At 64.7% G+C, this 16,514-nt stretch carries 16 protein-coding genes; 10 read left to right on the top strand and 6 right to left on the bottom strand.

The window, feature by feature from the left end:
- Positions 1–30: 30 nt before the first annotated feature.
- Both JOD97_RS16310 and JOD97_RS16305 read right to left on the bottom strand, forming a co-directional pair.
- Positions 31–2,076, bottom strand: coding sequence for a phospholipase D-like domain-containing protein (locus JOD97_RS16310; protein WP_209719817.1), 2,046 nt, complete (start codon positions 2,074–2,076; stop codon positions 31–33).
- 85 nt (positions 2,077–2,161) lie between these two features.
- The gene (locus JOD97_RS16305) at positions 2,162–2,551 is read right to left on the bottom strand and encodes a GFA family protein (RefSeq protein WP_229264479.1); all 390 of its coding nucleotides are present in this window, start codon (positions 2,549–2,551) and stop codon (positions 2,162–2,164) included.
- A 169-nt stretch (positions 2,552–2,720) separates the two neighbouring features.
- Between JOD97_RS16305 and JOD97_RS16300 the strand changes: the two genes are divergently transcribed.
- Positions 2,721–2,936, top strand: a complete 216-nt coding sequence (locus tag JOD97_RS16300) for a hypothetical protein (RefSeq protein WP_209719814.1) — start codon at positions 2,721–2,723, stop codon at positions 2,934–2,936.
- A 14-nt stretch (positions 2,937–2,950) separates the two neighbouring features.
- On the opposite strand, the gene JOD97_RS16295 is transcribed toward JOD97_RS16300, so the two are convergent.
- Both JOD97_RS16295 and JOD97_RS16290 read right to left on the bottom strand, forming a co-directional pair.
- Positions 2,951–4,102, bottom strand: a complete 1,152-nt coding sequence (locus JOD97_RS16295) for a pyridoxal phosphate-dependent aminotransferase (RefSeq protein ID WP_209719811.1) — start codon at positions 4,100–4,102, stop codon at positions 2,951–2,953.
- A 66-nt stretch (positions 4,103–4,168) separates the two neighbouring features.
- The gene (locus JOD97_RS16290) at positions 4,169–4,942 is read right to left on the bottom strand and encodes a carbonic anhydrase (RefSeq protein WP_209719808.1); all 774 of its coding nucleotides are present in this window, start codon (positions 4,940–4,942) and stop codon (positions 4,169–4,171) included.
- A 413-nt stretch (positions 4,943–5,355) separates the two neighbouring features.
- Here JOD97_RS16290 and JOD97_RS16285 point away from each other — a divergent pair, with 413 nt between their 5' ends.
- From JOD97_RS16285 to JOD97_RS16260, 6 genes are all read left to right on the top strand, one after another.
- Entirely contained in the window at positions 5,356–8,712 is a 3,357-nt protein-coding gene (locus JOD97_RS16285; protein ID WP_229264478.1) for a DUF748 domain-containing protein, read from the top strand.
- Entirely contained in the window at positions 8,713–9,567 is an 855-nt protein-coding gene (locus JOD97_RS16280; RefSeq protein WP_209719801.1) for a DMT family transporter, read from the top strand. It begins immediately after the preceding gene.
- 53 nt (positions 9,568–9,620) lie between these two features.
- The gene (locus JOD97_RS16275) at positions 9,621–9,917 is read left to right on the top strand and encodes a hypothetical protein (protein ID WP_209719799.1); all 297 of its coding nucleotides are present in this window, start codon (positions 9,621–9,623) and stop codon (positions 9,915–9,917) included.
- 54 nt (positions 9,918–9,971) lie between these two features.
- Positions 9,972–10,289, top strand: coding sequence for a hypothetical protein (locus JOD97_RS16270; protein WP_209719797.1), 318 nt, complete (start codon positions 9,972–9,974; stop codon positions 10,287–10,289).
- A 110-nt stretch (positions 10,290–10,399) separates the two neighbouring features.
- Positions 10,400–11,590: an alanine transaminase gene (gene alaC / locus JOD97_RS16265; protein WP_209719794.1), complete on the top strand. Its 1,191-nt coding sequence runs from the start codon at positions 10,400–10,402 to the stop codon at positions 11,588–11,590.
- A 94-nt stretch (positions 11,591–11,684) separates the two neighbouring features.
- Entirely contained in the window at positions 11,685–12,221 is a 537-nt protein-coding gene (locus JOD97_RS16260; RefSeq protein WP_209719791.1) for a hypothetical protein, read from the top strand.
- Here the strand turns inward: JOD97_RS16260 and JOD97_RS16255 are convergent.
- The gene (locus tag JOD97_RS16255; RefSeq protein ID WP_209719787.1) at positions 12,218–13,231 is read right to left on the bottom strand and encodes a zinc-binding alcohol dehydrogenase family protein; all 1,014 of its coding nucleotides are present in this window, start codon (positions 13,229–13,231) and stop codon (positions 12,218–12,220) included. The two genes, JOD97_RS16260 and JOD97_RS16255, sit on opposite strands and share 4 nt — an antisense overlap.
- Positions 13,232–13,327: 96 nt before the next feature.
- Here JOD97_RS16255 and JOD97_RS16250 point away from each other — a divergent pair, with 96 nt between their 5' ends.
- Positions 13,328–14,239 carry a LysR family transcriptional regulator gene (locus tag JOD97_RS16250; protein WP_209719784.1) on the top strand — a complete coding sequence of 304 codons (912 nt, stop codon included), beginning with the start codon at positions 13,328–13,330 and terminating at the stop codon, positions 14,237–14,239.
- A 275-nt stretch (positions 14,240–14,514) separates the two neighbouring features.
- On the opposite strand, the gene JOD97_RS16245 is transcribed toward JOD97_RS16250, so the two are convergent.
- Positions 14,515–14,739 (bottom strand): hypothetical protein, encoded by a 225-nt coding sequence (locus tag JOD97_RS16245; RefSeq protein WP_209719781.1) that lies wholly within the window; start codon positions 14,737–14,739, stop codon positions 14,515–14,517.
- A 165-nt stretch (positions 14,740–14,904) separates the two neighbouring features.
- Here JOD97_RS16245 and JOD97_RS16240 point away from each other — a divergent pair, with 165 nt between their 5' ends.
- Together JOD97_RS16240 and JOD97_RS16235 are read left to right on the top strand one after the other, a co-directional pair.
- Positions 14,905–15,615 (top strand): phosphatase PAP2 family protein, encoded by a 711-nt coding sequence (locus JOD97_RS16240; RefSeq protein WP_229264477.1) that lies wholly within the window; start codon positions 14,905–14,907, stop codon positions 15,613–15,615.
- Entirely contained in the window at positions 15,612–16,511 is a 900-nt protein-coding gene (locus tag JOD97_RS16235) for a diacylglycerol kinase family protein (RefSeq protein WP_209720504.1), read from the top strand. The genes JOD97_RS16240 and JOD97_RS16235 overlap by 4 nt, the downstream gene beginning before the upstream one ends.
- The last annotated feature ends 3 nt before the right edge of the window (positions 16,512–16,514 follow it).

The following is a 16,514-nucleotide window of genomic DNA, read 5'->3' as shown; positions in this document are numbered from 1 at the left end:
CGCCGGCCCGGCCGTTTTTGCGAGGGCTCGTCAGGCTCGCGCCGCCCGCCGGGACGCCTTGACGGCCGGCGGCGTCACCTTCTTGCCGGACTTGGTGGTGGGTGGCAGCAGCGGTGGGAGCGGCGATCCGTCCGACACCCAAAACAGCCTTTCGGTGAAGTTCTCCCAGCTTTGCTGGAAGTATTTGGTTTGCCATTCGTCGGTGTCGCGGAACAGTCCGGTCCACTTCGGTTTGTACTGCGCCAGGTTTTGAAATTTCGGCGCCGGCTCGCCCGCGGCTTTCGCCCTCTTGGTCTCGCGCTCGCGCTGTTGCGCCAGCTTGTAACGCCACCGATAGTGGTCATAGACGTCCAGCGCGTGCACCGCGTAGGCGATGGCCAAATTGCGGTTGCCGCTGATGATCAGCATGTTCTCGTCGTTGTTGTACGAGGCCTTGTAGCCAAGGTTATGGCTGCCCGTGATCACGTGGCAGCTGCCGTCCGTGGCGAACGGGTCGATGACGATGATTTTGTCGTGGATGATGGCGTGCCCTGTCTTGACCAGTTCGGTCTCGAAGTAGCCGAAATCGGTCGAGAAGCCTGCCGGCGAGACCGCGGCGGCGTTTTGCCAGCCCGGCTCGTCGTAGATGGCCTTGTTGAATTGCGCGGCAAGCGGGGCATCGCTCACGGCGCCCCGGATCAACAGTTCCGGCTTGTCCCTTGCCACGGCCGCGAGCTGGCTGAGGAACGTCATGCTTCTGGCATTGCCGGCTTGCCCCGGCTGGAACGCCAGGAACAGCACGGCTTGCTTTGCGTTCGCCATCAGGTCGGCGACGACGGCCATGTCCGGCGGTATCGGCGGCACTTTGGGCGCAGCTGGAGTCCCCGTATCAATGCGCGCCTTGGTGTTCGGAGAGAACCATACGGCCACCTGTCCACCGTCGATTTTCAATGGCTTGGCGGCCTTGGCGCCCGCGCTGCGCAAGGCCGCCGCTTGCAATCCTTTTTGCGGCGCCGGCGGGTCCGGAACGATTTGCGCGATGGTATCGGCATGTAGCGCAGTCCAATAATCCAGATATCGTTGCGCCAGCTTCGCGTCCTCGATCACGATGGCATTGTTGTTTTGAGTGCAGAGACCGGTGCAGGTCCAGTTGGTGCTGCCGGTAAGCACGGCTTGGGCGGCGCCTTGATCGTCGACGTAAATCAGGAATTTGTTATGGGCGATGCCGCTGGAGGGCATGTAGCGCGTGGCGATATTGTCGCCGTGCTTCTTGACCAGCTTCTGGCGACCCGCCAAATTCAGGCCGTCGTAGATAACCTTCCGCTTTGGCTTTCCCGTCGCCGTCTCTCCGTCGGGCTCGGAGTCGTTGTCGTTGGACAGTACCAAATGAAGCCGGCCTTTCGGCAAGCCCACCAGCGCCTTCACCAGTTGCTCGTCGGTCAGCTCGTAGAGCGCGGCGACGATGCGCCCCGTCTTCGACGCGCGGGCGGTAAAGTCCAGCAGGGTGTCGAGGAGCTGGCCGGTCAAACGGCTGCGTTCCGCCGCGCCGAGTTTGGCGATTTGTTCCTGGACAAAGGATTCGATTTCGGCAGGGCTCAGGCCTTTTCCGGTCGGCTTATGCAGTTTTCGTGCAAGCGTTTGAGTGGCGAGTATGCCCCGGTTGAACGTGGCGCGCACGGTGCCGGTGACGGTGTCGCCGCGGCTGATTTTTCCGGTGGTCAGCCAGTACTGCGGATCCATGCGAACGGGGGCTTGCGACTTGCCGGTGAGCGGTACGATGCGGTAGATGTACTGCTTGTCGGCCTCCGCCACCAAGTCCTTCCAATTGAATCGCTGCAGTGGCCATTCGTCGGTGGTCTTGGACTTCCAGTCGTCGTTCTTGCCTCCCTGCCAGCCGACGTAGGAAGGCAGGGCGGCGAACTTGGAATCGGGTTCACGCGCGAGCTTTCGTTCGAGCGTAAAGCCGATGCATCCGGGGATGGGCCCGGGATAACTCCAGGCGATGAGAATGACGTCGTTGTTCGCCCAGGCGACCGCTTTCGCGGCGATGACCGCCTTGTTACCGACATGTGCCGCCGCAAGTGAAGTCTTTGCCATATTCCCTCCAGAACTGAGTGACAGTTAAGCAAGGAATTGGTGATTTGGCAAGCAATTTTGATAATTGAATTCTGCCTGAAGGCAGTCACGACCCGCTTCTGCTCTGTTGATAGCGCGGCAAATCGTTCGGCCAGCGTAGCGCGTCGGCCACAAAAATGTGGCTTTGCGGTAGCGCCCGGTCCGGCGCGTCCAGGCTGCCGGTGGTCACATCGATCTCGCCGGGGCTGGCGTCGTCGGTGAAGGTGAGTTGGGTGCCGCAGCGCGGACAAAAGGTGCGCGTGCCATGGGAGGAGGAGCGCAGGCTGGCCGGCTCGCCGGCGGTGTAGCGGAAGTCTTCCGTGGCCACCGTGAACCACGCCACCGCCGGCGCGCCGCTGGTGCGGCGGCAGATGGTGCAATGGCACAGCGTCTGGTTGCGGATGCGCTCGCCCGTCTCGTAGCGGATGGCGCCGCAAAAACATTGCCCTGTCAGCATATGGCCTCCTGGTCGCGATCGTGGAACGTCAGCATACCCGAAGCGCGTGAAGCGGCGCGGCACCTTACCGCGCGGCCAGTGCGCGCGCCCGGGTTGGCTTGTCATGCGGCAATTACACGCAAAATCGCTTCGTGCTATGCTTTTCTCTACTCTCATAAGGAGGACAATCATGCCCGCTTCCCACGACACCTACACCCGTCAACAGGGGTTGAGAAACACCTACGACGTCGAATACACGGCGCTGCGCTACAAAATCTCCCTGGACGGCAGAACGCTGAAAGACATCCAACTCGATATCCACAACACGCCCGCGCTCGATCCCGACGCGGCATGGTCGCGCGCCGTGTCGGATATCGAATTCCTGCGCGGCATGCCCGAAGCCTAGCCGCCGCTAGCGGCTCACTGGCCGGCCACCAGCGCGCCCGCCTGGGCGGCGAACCAGGGCTGCATGCGGCGGATCGCCTCGGCGATCTCCGGCGTCGACACCGCAAAGCTGAAGCGGATGAAACGCTTGCCTTCGACCGGATCGAAATCGATGCCCGGCGCCGTCGCCACGCCCGTGTCGTTGAGCAGGCGCTTGCAGAAGTCCAGGCTGTCGTCGGTCAGGTGGGCGATGCTGGCGTAGATATAGAACGCGCCGTCCGGCGGGGCGATGGCGTTCAGGCCCAGCCCCGGCAACGCGTCGAGCAGCAGGCGGCGGTTCTCGGTGTACACGGTCAGGTGGCCTTCGAGCTCGTCGAGCGCGTCGAAGGCGGCCAGCGCCGCGTGCTGGCTGAGCGACGGCGCCGTCAGGAACAGGTTGCCGCAATAGGCCCAGGCGCGTTCGATGTGCTCGGCCGGCACCAGCAGCCAGCCCAGCCGCCAGCCGGCCATGCTGAAGTATTTGGAGAAGCTGCTCACCACCAGCGCGTCGGGCGCGTAGGCGAGGATGGTCTGCGCCGGTTCGACGTAGCTCAGGCCGTGGTAGATCTCGTCCGAGATGATGCGGATGCCGCGCGCGCGGCACACTTTGGCGATCGCCTCCAGTTCGTCGGCGGCGATGATGGTGCCGGTCGGGTTGGCCGGGCTGGCGATGATCACGCCGGCCGGCGGCGGGTCGAGCATCTCGAGCGCGGCGGCCGTGAGCTGGTAGCGCACGTCGGCGCCGCAGGCGATCTCCACCGGCTCCATGTGCAGCGCCTTGAGCGTGTTGCGGTAGGCGACGTAGCCGGGGCGCGCCAGCGCGATGCGGTCGCCCGGCGAGAACAGCGAGTTCAACGCCAGCACCAGCGCCGGCGAGGCGCCGCACGTCATGACGAAACGGTTGGCGTCGACCTTGACGCCGTAGCGCTCGTCATAGAAGCGCGCCAGGCGCTCCTTGAGCGGCGTGCTTTCCCAATAACCCATGTTGTCGGCGTCGAGCACCTGGTGGGCTTGGGCGATGGCCGCCTTGGGCGCGCCGGTCGACGGCTGGCCGAATTCCATGTGGATGATGGAGCGGCCCTGCGCCTTGAGCGCGTGGGCCAGGCGGCTGATGCCGACGGCGTGGAAGGGTTCGAGTTGCGCTTGCATGGAGCTCCGATGGTCGGGAAGGTCCGATAGTGTAAGGCAAAACGAAGGCCGTCGGCGCCGCCAGTTTTAGTCGGTGACCTGCACCAGGCGGCCGTTGACCGCCTGCACCGGACGGGCGTTCATCTTGTAGACGTGGCCGAACTGGGCGATCTGCTGCGCCGACACCGGCACCGCGTTCTTCATCACGTACCAGGTCACGCCCTCGCTGCACGGCGGCGTCGTCAGCGAGCCGCTGAAGGTGTAGTAGGCGCGGTTTTCCGGCAGCAGCGTGGCGATGTTGATGCTCACGCCCGGCACTTCGGTTTCCTTTTCCTTTTGCAGCGGCAGGTTGTCGAAGATGGTCTTGATCATGGGGCGCTTGGCGCCCGGTTCCATCAGCACGCCGACCACGGCCAGTTGGCCCTCGGCGTTCTTGTGCACCAGGTGCGCCACCAGGGCGTAGCGCTTGCCGTCGATGCGTTCCTCGCTCGGCTTGTGGAAGTGGAATTGCAGCAGCTCGTAGCGCTTGCCGTCGACCGTCAGGAAGCTGCCGGGCGCGTAGTTGACCTGGATCGTGTGGCCGTTGTCGATCAGTTTGAGCGGGCTGGCCTGGTAGTCGAACTTGAGCTCGGACAGCGCGGCGTGCTGGGCGTCGGCCGTGTGGATGTCGATCGGCGACTGCACTTTGCCCTGCGAGCACGAGGTGAATTTACTGTCGACTTCGCTCCACTTGTCCGGTCCCGACGGACCGCTGTACGACCAGTGCGGATGCGCGTGCGCGTCCGGTTCGGCGCAATAGCCGGCGATCGATTGCAGGGCGATGAAGCCGCCGACGGCGGCGGTGCGGATGGTGTTTTTCATTGTGTCTCCAGCGAGGTTGAATAGGGCGAAAAGATTGGGGAGCGTTTCTGTGGAACGGTGCCCCGGGGACAGGGGGGCGGAGCTATTGCCGAGCGGGACAGCGTGGCGTGGCTGTATTTCCTCTTGGAATCTAATGTACATCTGGAAATGTCCGTTCGAAAAGTCCCGCCACGCAAAAAGGCCTGAATTTGTTGTTTTTGGGCATGTTTTTGATGCCAGTAAAGAAGCTTTGCTCTTGCTATACTGTTATTCGGTGAACACAATGATGAGGACCAGTTTTGCGGGCGACGACAATACGATGGAAGCGGTGGGGCGTGGGCGTGGCTGGCGCGGTGGGTGTGTATGCGTTGGCGGGCGGCTGGGTGTTGCCGCGGTTGATCAAGAGTCAGTTACCCAAGTTTGTCGAGACCGAGTTGGAACGCAAAGCCAGCATCGGCGACGTCAGTTTCAATCCGTTCACGTTGCGGCTGGAGGCCAAGGACGTGCGCTTGACCGAGGCGGACGGCGCGCCGTTGTTCGGCGTCGGCGCGCTGGCCGTCGAGATGCAGTGGCGCTCGGTGTTCCGCCGCGCCTGGAGCCTGGCCGAGATCCGCGTCACGGCGCCGGCGCTGCGGCTGGCCGTGTCGCCCGACGGCAAGTTCAATATCGCCCAGCTGATGGAAACCCTGGACAAGCGCAAGAAGGACGACAGCGATAGCGGCATGCCGCGCCTGATCGTCGAACACTTCGCGCTCGAGCAAGGCAAGGTCGACATGCACGACCGCCACGCCGGCTATGACGAGACCTTCGCCCCCATCGCTTTCGAGCTCAACCATTTGAGCACGCTGCCGGACGGCAACGGCGACTACACCCTGAGCGCCGACGCCGGCCTCGGCGGCAAGCTGCGCTGGAAGGGCGCGGCCGCGCTCAATCCGATCGGCGGCAGCGGCTTGCTGTCGCTGGAAAACGTGGCGTTGCCGGGCATGTCGACCTACCTGAAATCGTTCATGCGGGTGGTCGTCGGCGATGGCCGGCTGTCGGCCAAATTGCCTTACCGCTTCGCCTACAAGGATGGCAAGCTCGACGCTAGCTTGGCCGGCGCCAGCCTGGCGTTGAATGATCTGGCGATTCGTCAGGCCGATGCGGCGGCGCCGTTCGTCAAGCTCAAGCTGCTCGACGTGGGCGGCGTCGATGTCGACCTCGGCAAACGCTCGGTCGAGGTCGGCGGCCTGCGCCTGAACGGCGGCGCGCTGGCGTTGCGGCGCGACGCGCAAGGGCGCATCGACCTGGCCAATTTGATGGTGCCGCCGTCGGCGGCCGCCGCCGCGCCTGCGCCTGCTCCTGTCGCGGCCGCCAAGCCGGCGCCGAAGGAGGAGGGCGGCTGGAAGCTGAACTTCAAGCGGATCGGCCTGGATGACATCGCCCTCAACGCGCTCGACGACACCGTCAGTCCCGCGCTCAAGGTGGGCGCCGACAAGCTGACGTTGAAGCTGCGCTTGCAAATGGAAACCGCCGCGAGCGGGCTCAAGCTCAACATCGACGATGCCGCGTTTTCGATGGACAATCTGGCGCTGGTCAGCGGCGCGATGGCGCCGTTGAAACTGGGGCGGTTGGGCTTTGAGGACGGCACGCTCGACCTGGCCGCGCGCCGCGCCAGCCTGGGCCGTCTGTACGCGGACGGCGGCCAGCTGGACCTGTCGCGCGATGGCGCCGGCCAGTTTCTGTTCATGGGCCGCTTGCCAGGCGCGGGCACGGGGGCGGGTTCGGGCGAGAAGGCCGCCGCCGCCAAGCCGGCGAAGGACCAGCCCGCCGGAACCGCGTGGGCCGCGTCCGTCAAAACGGTGGAGTTCAACAAGTTCGGCGCCCGCTATGACGACGCCGGCACCGGCATCAAAGCCAATCTGCAAGACTTCAACTTGACGCTGACCGACGTCGGCAGCGACCTGAAAAAACCGCTGGCGTTCCAAGGCGCCGTCGGCCTGCGCGAAGGCGGCCAGTTGACGGCCAAGGGCAAGGTGGTGCCGGCCACCGGCGCCGTCGATACCGAGCTCAAGCTGACGAAGCTGGCGCTGGCGCCGGTGCAACCTTTGCTGAGCAAGTACGTCAAGCTGAAGCTGGCCGACGGCAGCGTGTCGGGCGAGGGCCGCCTGCGCACCAGCGCCGGCGGCAGCAAGGCCAATCCGGCCATGCGCTACGACGGCTCGCTGGAAGTGGCCCAGCTGGCGCTCGATGAAGAGGACAACGATCACTTCGCGCGCTGGAAGTCGGTGCGCGCCGACCAGCTGGCGCTGAGCCTGTCGCCGAACCTGCTCGACATCGCCGAGCTGCGGGTGGTGGAGCCGAACGCGATCCTGATCATCGAAAACGATCGCAGCCTGAACGCGCAGCGCCTGCTGGTGAAGAAATCCGAACCGGCGCCGGCGCAGGCCGCGGCGCCCGCCACCGCCGCCGCGCCCGCCGGCGGCGAGGCGTTCCCGATGCGCATACGCCGCGTGCGCTTCCAGAACGCCAAGCTGGACTTCACCGATCTGAGCCTGCGCCCGCAATTCGGCGCCAAGATTTACGAGTTGAGCGGTCTGATCACGGGGCTGTCGTCGAAAGCCGACGCGCGCAGCCAGATCGAGCTCGACGGCCGCGTCGACGATTATGGTTTGGCGCGCATACGCGGCCAGCTCAATCCCTTCGTCCCGGCCGACAACACCGACGTGAACGTCGTGTTCAAGAACGTCGACATGGTGTCGGCGTCGCCGTACTCGATGAAGTTCGCCGGCTACAAGATCGCGCAGGGAAAAATTTCGCTCGATCTGCAATACAAGGTGCGCAACCATCAGCTGGAAGGCAACAACCAGATCGTGCTCGACAACCTGACCCTCGGCGAGCGCATCGACAGTCCGGACGCGATCAAGCTGCCGCTGGAGCTGGCGCTGGCCATCCTCAAGGACAGCAACGGCCGCGTCGACCTGGGCGTGCCCGTGTCCGGCAACATGAACGATCCGCAGTTCAGCTACGGCTCGGTGGTGTGGAAGGCCATCGGCAACATCCTGAGCAAGGTCGCGCTGTCGCCGTTCCGCGCGCTGGGCAACCTGTTCGGCGTCAGCGGCGACCAGCTCGACGCGGTCGACTTCGACGCCGGCAGCGACACCGTGCTGCCGCCGGAGCGAGAGAAGCTGCGCCAGGTGGCGAAGATCCTGGCGAGCAAGCCGCAATTGAAGCTGTCGGTGCCGGGCCAGTACAGCGAGGCGGCCGACGGCGCGGCGCTGCGCACGCAAGCGGTGCGGCGGCTGGTGGTCACGCGGGCGGAGATCAAACTGGCGCCGGGAGAGCAGCCCGGTCCGCTCGACATCGGCCAGCGCAAGGTGCGCGGCGCGTTGCGCGACCTGTACGCCGAGCGCTTCGGCGCGGCCGAACTGGACAAGCAGAAGAAGGCGGCCGAGAGCGCGGTCGCTGCCGCCCCGGCGGGAGCCGACGACGAGGCGGGCGCCAAGCCCGGCGATGCCGAGGCGCGCAAGAAGCTGCCGATGCTGCAGCGACTGGGCAAGCTGGTGCAGGGCGAACCGCAGGTGGCCGACGCCGGCGCCTTCTACGGCAAGCTGCAGGAACGCCTGGAGCAAAGCCAGCCGTTGCCGCAGAACGCCTTGCCGGCGCTGGGCGCCAGGCGCGCCGCCGCGATTGTGGCGGCGTTGAAAGAGGCGGGCGCCGACACCGCCGCGATACAGCCCGGCGCGCCGGAGAAGACCGACGCCGCCGCCGGCAAGCCGGTCGCGCTGAAGCTGGGACTGGCGGCAAAATAGATGACCGTTGAAAAATCCCACGGTGGTGGCGGCGCGCTGCTGGCCGGCTTCGCGCTGCTGTGCAGCCAGTTGTCGCTCAACGTCGGCGCCGCCGTCGCCAAACACCTGTTTCCGTTGATCGGCGTCGAAGGCGTGACGGCCTACCGCGTCGGCTTCGCCGCGCTGCTGATGATGGCCGTGTTCCGGCCGTGGCGCACGCCGCTGACGTGGCCGCAGGCATGCAACGTCGCCGTCTACGGCAGCGTGATCGGGCTGATGAATCTGCTGATCTACCGCTCCTTCAACCTGATTCCGCTGGGGATCGCGGTGGCGATCGAAGTGGCGGGGCCGCTGACGGTGGCGGTGCTGTCGTCGCGCCGGCCGCGCGACCTGGTGGCGATCGCGCTGGCGGTGGCCGGCCTGTATTTTTTGCTGCCGATTCACGGCCATGTCGATCAGCTCGATCCGGCCGGCGTCGCCTACGCGGCCGGGGCGGCGGTGTGCTGGGCGTTGTACATCGTGTTCGGCAAGCGGGTGTCGGTCATGCACGGCGGGCAGTCGGTGGCGTGGGGCATGACGGCGGCGTCGCTGTTCATCCTGCCGGTGGGCGCGTGGTACTCGGGCGCGGTGCTGCTGACGCCGTCGTACATGGCGATCGGGCTGGCGATCGCGGTCATGTCGAGCGCGTTGCCGTACACATTGGAGATGCTGTCGATGCGCAATCTGTCGTCGCGCACGTTCAGCATGTTCAGCAGCGCCGCGCCGGCCATCAGCGCGCTGGCCGGCATGCTGATGCTGGGCGAGCATCTGACGTTGACGCAGTGGCTGGCGATCGCCGCCATCGTGCTGGCGTCGGCGTTGACGACGTTGAGGTAGGTCAAATTGGCTCAGCTTGTCTGAGCCGCTGTCGCCGGCCTAACATGTTCGGTATGGACCTCGACCTCAGATTGGCGAAGATTGAAAGCAGACTCGACAAACTTGAAGAGTTTGCCGTCGAGGCGCGCAAACGCCTGGCCAAAATAGAGGCCCGGCTGGAGCAAATGGCGACCAAGGCTGATCTTGCCGAGCTCAGTGCGACGCTGGTCAAATGGATCGTCGGCATGGCGGTTGGCATGAGCGTCGCGGCCGTCACGGTAATGACGTTTGTGCTGAATAACGCGGTGCCGAAAGCGCCACCTGCGCCGCCGCCGGCGCCGATCGTCATCCAGATGCCGCCCTACCGCTAGTATTGCTTTTCAAACTAGTTCGTGGCAGCATGGCCGCTTGACCCAGGAGAAACCATGCAAGTCGCCCGCGCCCAACAACCGATCGCCGCCGCCGCCGTCACCTTGGTCGTCTGTGCGTCGTGCATCGCGGCCTTCCTGCCGCCGCTCAACAAGTACACCACCGCCTCGGTGCCGCTGGTCATTCTGGCCGGGCTCGGCATCGCCGTCAGCGCCATCCTGCACCTGATCTTCGTCGGCATGGCCGCCAAACGGCTGGGCCGCTCGCCGGCGCTGTGGGTGGTGATCACCTTGTGCGGCTTTCCGATCGTCTCGATCATCGGCCTGATCCTGTTCGAATGGTTCAGCGACGCGGAAAACCAGTCGCCGGCGTAAGGCCACCTCGCGGGGCTTGCCAAGATTTGAATTGATGGGCTAGTATGGATGCCGATGCAACATTGCATCGACGTCGCTCGGACGGTTCCGGGCGCTTACGTGAGACATCCATGACTGACACCCAAACTCCGCGCAAATTTTCGCGCATCGATCGCCTGCCTCCCTACGTTTTCAATGTCACCGCCGAGCTCAAGCTGGCGGCGCGCCGGCGCGGCGAAGACATCATCGATATGTCGATGGGCAATCCGGACGGCGCCACGCCGCCGCACATCGTCGACAAGCTGATCGACACCGTCAAGCGTCCCGACACGCACGGCTATTCCGCCTCCAAGGGCATCCCCCGGCTGCGGCGCGCGATCACCAAGTGGTACAAGACGCGCTACGAGGTCGACTTCGATCCCGATTCGGAGGCCATCGTCACGATCGGCTCCAAGGAGGGCCTGGCGCACCTGATGCTGGCCACGCTGGACGCCGGCGACACCGTGCTGGTGCCCAATCCCAGCTATCCGATCCACATCTGGGGCGCGGTGATCGCCGGCGCCAACATCCGCTCGGTGCGCATGACGCCCGGCGTCGACTTCTTCGACGAGCTGGAGCGGGCGGTGCGCGAGAGCTATCCCAAGCCGAAGATGATGATCCTCGGCTTCCCGTCGAACCCGACCGCGCAGTGCGTGGAGCTGGAGTTCTTCGAGCGCGTGGTGGCGCTGGCCAGGCAGCACGACATCCTGGTGGTGCACGACCTGGCCTACGCCGACATCACCTTCGACGGCTGGAAGGCGCCGTCGATCATGCAAGTGCCGGGCGCGCGCGACGTCGCGGTGGAATTTTTCACCATGTCGAAGAGCTACAACATGGCCGGCTGGCGCATCGGCTTCATGGTCGGCAACAAGGAGCTGGTCGCGGCGCTGGCGCGCATCAAGAGCTACCACGACTACGGCAGCTTCACGCCGGTGCAGGTGGCCGCGATCGCCGCGCTCGAGGGCGACCAGGGCAGCGTGAGCGAGATCTGCGCGATGTACCAGAGCCGCCGCGATGTCCTGCACAAAGGGCTGTGCGAGGCCGGCTGGCCGGTCGACAAGCCGAAGGCGTCGATGTACATCTGGGCCCGCATCCCCGAGGCCTACCGCCACCTCGGCTCGCTGGAGTTCTCCAAGCTGCTGCTGGCCGAGGCCAAGGTCTGCGTGTCGCCCGGCATCGGCTTCGGCGACTACGGCGACGAGTATGTGCGCTTCGCCTTGATCGAAAACGAAGCCCGCATACGCCAAGGATTGCGTGGTATCAAAGCCATGTTGCGTAAATAGTGCAATAAAATCTGCGCACACTTTACGCCGTATCAAACGCATCGCTTGACGCGGCGGCTAATGTAGCTCCTGAACCAAATACAGGAGCTCCATTATGCCCCCACTGCCCATCGGCGACAGCACGCGGCGCCTTATCGCCGCCGTTAAAAAACTCGAGAACACGTTGAACACGGTCGGCCTGCCACGCTTCGTCGCGCGCCTGCCGGTGTGCTTGCTGTGCTGGCACTACTGCCGCACGCTCGACCAGAAAATCGTGCGGATACGCCGTATCGCCAGCAAATTCGAGCAGTGGCTGCCGGCGATACGCACCTTCGGCAACGACGGGCCGGCGCACCTGGAACTGATCGACGTCGACCACAGCATGCGTGACGATATCGAGGTGACCAAGAAAACCATGTGGGAACTGCGCGGCTATTGCATCGACGTGGGCCGCATGTTCGAGCAGCTCGGCTACCAGTCGCAACGGCTCAAGCGGCGGCAGGCGACCTTCCTGCAGGTGCTGGAAAGCTCTTGCGTATCGGCCAGCACCATGCAGGAGGCGCTGGTGGCGCATGACAGCGCGGTGCTGGCCGTGCTGCGGGCCCAGCAGACGTACGAGCGCGAGCGGGCCGCCGCCGGGGTCGCCTCTTAAAACCCTTCCAGCACGATCTTGCCCTTGGCGCGATTACTTTCGAGCAGTGCGTGCGCCCGCTTCAGGTTGGCGGCGTTGATCGTGCCGAACCGTTCGGCCAGTGTTGTCTTGAGCACGCCGGTGTCGACCAGGCTGGCCACGTCGTTCAGCAGTTGATGCTGCTTCTGGATGTCGGCCGTCTCGAACATCGAGCGGGTGAACATGAATTCCCAGTGCAGCGACACGCTCTTGCGCTTGAGCAGGCGCACGTCGATCGCGGCCGGATCGTCGATTAGCGCCACCTTGCCTTGCGGCGCGACCAGTTCGGCGATCGCGCTCCAGTGGTGGTCGGTTTGGTTCAGGCTGGCGACATAGGTCACCGGCGGCAGGCCGAGGCGGGCGATTTCCTCGTTCAGGGGCTTGCTGTGGTCGATCACGTGGTGGGCGCCCAGCTCCGTCACCCATGCCGCCGTGTCCGGGCGCGAGGCGGTGCCGATGATCGTCAGGCCGGTCAGCTGGCGCGCCAGCTGCACCAGGATCGAACCGACGCCGCCGGCCGCGCCGATCACCAGCAGCGATTTGCCCTGCGCGGCCTTGTCGCGGCTCACTTCCAAACGTTCGAACAGCAATTCCCAGGCGGTGATCGCCGTCAGCGGCAACGCCGCCGCCTTGGCGAAGTCGAGGTTTTTCGGCTTGTGGCCGACGATGCGCTCGTCCACCAGATGCAGCTCGCTGTTGGTGCCCGGCCGGTTGAGCGCGCCCGCGTACCAGACTTCGTCGCCCGGCTTGAACAGGGTCACGTCCGGACCGACCGCCTTGACAACGCCGGCCGCGTCCCAGCCGATGACTTTGGCGTCGCCGTCGGCCGGGGCGACGTTGGCGCGGATCTTGACGTCGACCGGGTTGACCGAAATGGCTTTGACCTCGACCAGCAGGTCGTGCCCCTGGGCTTGCGGCGCGGGCAGTTCGATGTCCATCAGGGAATCGGCATGGTCGATGGGGAGGGACTTGCGGTAGGCGACGGCTTTCATGAACTTCTCCTGTATTGAGATGGGGAGTATCATCATTTATTTCGTGGAGCGGAAAAAGAGGCGCTCCAGCGAAACACTTTCAAAAAAAAGAAGAAAATGCTGCGACTTGATGACTTGACCGTTTTTGTCCGTACCGCCGACCGTGGCAGCCTGTCGGCCGCCGCGCGCGAGCTGGAGATTTCCCCCGCGCTGGCCAGCGCCGGCGTCAAGCGGCTGGAACGGGAGCTGGGGCTGCGGCTGTTCGCCCGCACCACGCGCTCGCTGAGGCTGACGGAGGAGGGCGAGCATTATCTGCGGCACGCGCGCGAGGCGCTGCGCTTGTTGAAGGATGGTCACGACGCGCTGATCCAGGGCCAGGAGAGCCTGGGCGGGACGTTGAAGATCTCGATGCCGTCGGATTTGGGGCGCAATATGCTGGTCGGCTGGCTGGACCAGTTCCAGGCGCGCTATCCGAAGGTCGGCTTCCAGCTCAGCATCAGCGACCGGGTGGCGGACATGTACCGGCAGCCGGTCGATATCGCCATCCGCTACGGCCGCCAGGAGGATTCCAGCCTGATCGCATTGCCGCTGGCGCCGGACAACCGCCGTGTGCTGGTCGCCTCGCCCGATTACATCGCACAGCACGGCGGGTTGAGCGAGCTGAAGGAGCTGACGCGCCACAACTGCCTGCGCTTCGTGCTGGAGGACGTGGTGCATGAGCGCTGGTGTTTTTATCCGGGCGCCGACGGCGAGCCGGTGGCCATCCACGTCAACGGCAACCGCAGCGCCGACGACGCCGACGTGGTGCGGCGCTGGGCGGTGGCGGGACTGGGCGTGGCCTACAAGTCGCGGCTGGACCTCAGTGAGGATCTGCGCGCCGGGCGCCTGCGCATCCTGATGCCGGACGTGCTGGGCGAACCGACGCCGCTGAACATGCTGTGCATGCACCGCTCGCAGATCACGCCGACGGTGCTGCAACTGCGGGACTTTCTGCGCGCGCAATGCGAGCAGGCGTCGCGGGGCGCGTAAAAAGCTTGGAAAATAGCTTAGAAAGTCGTTAAAGCAACAGCGCGCGCCCTTGCGACAGGGGCAAAACCCCTTAACATAGCTTCATGGCGTCAATGTTGTTGCTCATTACTGCGTATCGAACGGGGGCTGATCGCGTTCCGCATCGGCGCCACGGCAAGACGCATCTGGTTGATGTCGGCTCGCCAGTTGCCAGATCCAGGTGAGGAGCGCGAGCGAGGTCGCGGCATCTGCCGGCCTGTCTTGCGACTGGATCGGGCAACTGGCACCGGCAACCATTAGTGCGCCTTCGACAGGATCAGCAGCCAGCGGCGGCACAGCAATACCTCCAGGTGGCCGGCTTGCACGCCGGTGTCGCATTCGATGACCGGGTTGACCGCGTAGTAGCGCTTGCGGAAATCACGGCACACCAGCAATTCGCGTTTGCCCATGCGGACCAGGAAGGAAGTAGGCATATATTCCAGGCCGAAGCGGGAGCTGAAGCTGTTATTAACTGTTGTCATGACATTTCCTTTTGGGAGAAGCGTTTAACGAGGAGTTCAGAATAGCATAACTACTGTATGAATAAACAGGTACTGTGTAAATAAACAGTAAATTCGTCGTTTTCGTGGTTTCTACGTCAACTTCCACGGTCATCCATGCGGGAGCACCAAATTTTCAGCAAATCCATGCGTTTCATCGAAGCAAGACTGTCGCCGGGCGGCGAATTCGGCCTGCACCTGACCGTCGGCGTGCTGCTGATGGTGTTGTCGGTCTCGATTTTCGGCCACCTGGCGTCCGCCGTGATGGGGCAGGAGGCGATCACCGTGCTCGACCTGCGCATCGCCAACTGGTTCAACGCCAACCACTTCGAGCCGATGACCAGCTTCATGATGGCGGTGTCGACCGTGCACATGATGGTCGGCGTGATCCTGATGGTGGCGGCGCTGGGCTGGTATCTGTGGCGGCGGGGGCAGGTCTACTGGCTGTGGGCGTTGCTGCTGGGCGTGCCCGGCGGCATGCTGCTGAACGTGCTGCTCAAGTACGTGTTCCAACGCAGCCGGCCCGAGTTCGAGCAACCGCTGGTTACTTTGATGACGTACAGCTTCCCCAGCGGGCACGCCTCGGCCGCCACCCTGTTCTACGGGCTGTTGGCAAGCTATGTGATGATCGCGCGGCGCGGCTGGAGTGTGCGCTTGGGCACAGCGGCGGCCTGTACAGTAATGGTACTGTTGGTGGCCTTCAGCCGCGTCTATCTGGGCGCGCACTATCTGAGCGATGTGCTCGCCGGCATGGCGGGCAGCGCGGCGTGGCTGACGATCTGCATCACCGCCATCTCCACCCTGCGCCGTCGGCGCGAGGCGAGGAGCTTATCTAACGAACCAAGGGGAACGCGCTGAACAGTATCGTAGTCATCGTCAACGCTAGCGCCGGGCAGGGTTACTGCGGCGGCTGGTCCGCAGCGCTGGCGGAAAAATTCCGCGCCCAAGGCGTCGAAGCCGACATAACGCTGGCCAAGAGCGGCGAGGAAATGATCGCGCGCGCCAAGCGGGCCGTGGCCGAGGGCGCGCCGGTGGTGGTGGCCGGCGGCGGCGACGGCACCATCAACGCCGTCGCGTCCGCGCTGGTGGGCAGCACCACCAGCCTGGGCGTGCTGCCGCTGGGCACGCTGAACCACTTCGCCAAGGACTTGAACATCCCGCTGGAACTGGACCAGGCCGTCGCCAACGCCGTGCGGGGCGAGGCCGCGCCGGTCGACGTCGGCGAGGTCAACGGCCGCATCTTCCTCAACAACTCCAGCCTGGGCATCTATCCGGACATCGTGCGCGACCGCGAGCATCAGCAAAAGCATCTGGGGCGCAGCAAGTGGCACGCGTTCGCGCGCGCGGTGTTCGTCGCGGCGCGGCGCTTTCCGTTCATGAGCGTGCGGCTCAAGATCAACGGCGCGGAGCATTCGCGGCGCACGCCGTTCGTCTTCATCGGCAACAACGAATACATGCAAGGCTTGACCATGGGCGAGCGCGAGCGGCTCGACAGCGGCAAGATGTATTTATATGTGGCGCAAAAGCCGACGCGGTTGGGCCTGCTGCGCTACGCCATCCACGCCTTGTTCGGCCGGCTGTCCGAGGCCAAGGACTTCGACGTGCTGTCGGCCACCGAGCTGGTGATCGAAACGCGCCACCGGAAAATGCGGGTCGCCACGGACGGCGAGGTGACAGTGATGGCGCCGCCGTTATGCTATCGTTCCAGGGCCGCGGCGTTGCGGGTGATCGTGCCCGCCGCGCCGGCCACGTAGGAG

Origin of the sequence: Duganella sp. 1411 (assembly GCF_017833525.1) — a bacterium.
In the GTDB taxonomy this organism is placed as follows: Bacteria; Pseudomonadota; Gammaproteobacteria; order Burkholderiales; family Burkholderiaceae_D; genus Rugamonas.
Note: the sequence above shows the minus strand (reverse complement) of the source record. Positions and strands in the feature narration are given on the sequence as shown.

Bases quoted from the DNA above. Each gene is read 5' to 3' on its own strand.
- JOD97_RS16310 (WP_209719817.1), bottom strand. From the start codon at position 2,076: ATGGCAAAGACTTCACTTGCGGCGGCACATGTCGGTAACAAGGCGGTC.
- JOD97_RS16255 (WP_209719787.1), bottom strand. From the start codon at position 13,231: ATGAAAGCCGTCGCCTACCGCAAGTCCCTCCCCATCGACCATGCCGAT.
- JOD97_RS16290 (WP_209719808.1), bottom strand. From the start codon at position 4,942: ATGAAAAACACCATCCGCACCGCCGCCGTCGGCGGCTTCATCGCCCTG.
- JOD97_RS16245 (WP_209719781.1), bottom strand. From the start codon at position 14,739: ATGACAACAGTTAATAACAGCTTCAGCTCCCGCTTCGGCCTGGAATAT.
- JOD97_RS16305 (WP_229264479.1), bottom strand. From the start codon at position 2,551: ATGCTGACAGGGCAATGTTTTTGCGGCGCCATCCGCTACGAGACGGGC.
- JOD97_RS16295 (WP_209719811.1), bottom strand. From the start codon at position 4,102: ATGCAAGCGCAACTCGAACCCTTCCACGCCGTCGGCATCAGCCGCCTG.
- JOD97_RS16250 (WP_209719784.1), top strand. From the start codon at position 13,328: ATGCTGCGACTTGATGACTTGACCGTTTTTGTCCGTACCGCCGACCGT.
- JOD97_RS16240 (WP_229264477.1), top strand. From the start codon at position 14,905: ATGCGTTTCATCGAAGCAAGACTGTCGCCGGGCGGCGAATTCGGCCTG.
- JOD97_RS16270 (WP_209719797.1), top strand. From the start codon at position 9,972: ATGCAAGTCGCCCGCGCCCAACAACCGATCGCCGCCGCCGCCGTCACC.
- alaC (WP_209719794.1), top strand. From the start codon at position 10,400: ATGACTGACACCCAAACTCCGCGCAAATTTTCGCGCATCGATCGCCTG.
- JOD97_RS16275 (WP_209719799.1), top strand. From the start codon at position 9,621: ATGGACCTCGACCTCAGATTGGCGAAGATTGAAAGCAGACTCGACAAA.
- JOD97_RS16280 (WP_209719801.1), top strand. From the start codon at position 8,713: ATGACCGTTGAAAAATCCCACGGTGGTGGCGGCGCGCTGCTGGCCGGC.
- JOD97_RS16300 (WP_209719814.1), top strand. From the start codon at position 2,721: ATGCCCGCTTCCCACGACACCTACACCCGTCAACAGGGGTTGAGAAAC.
- JOD97_RS16260 (WP_209719791.1), top strand. From the start codon at position 11,685: ATGCCCCCACTGCCCATCGGCGACAGCACGCGGCGCCTTATCGCCGCC.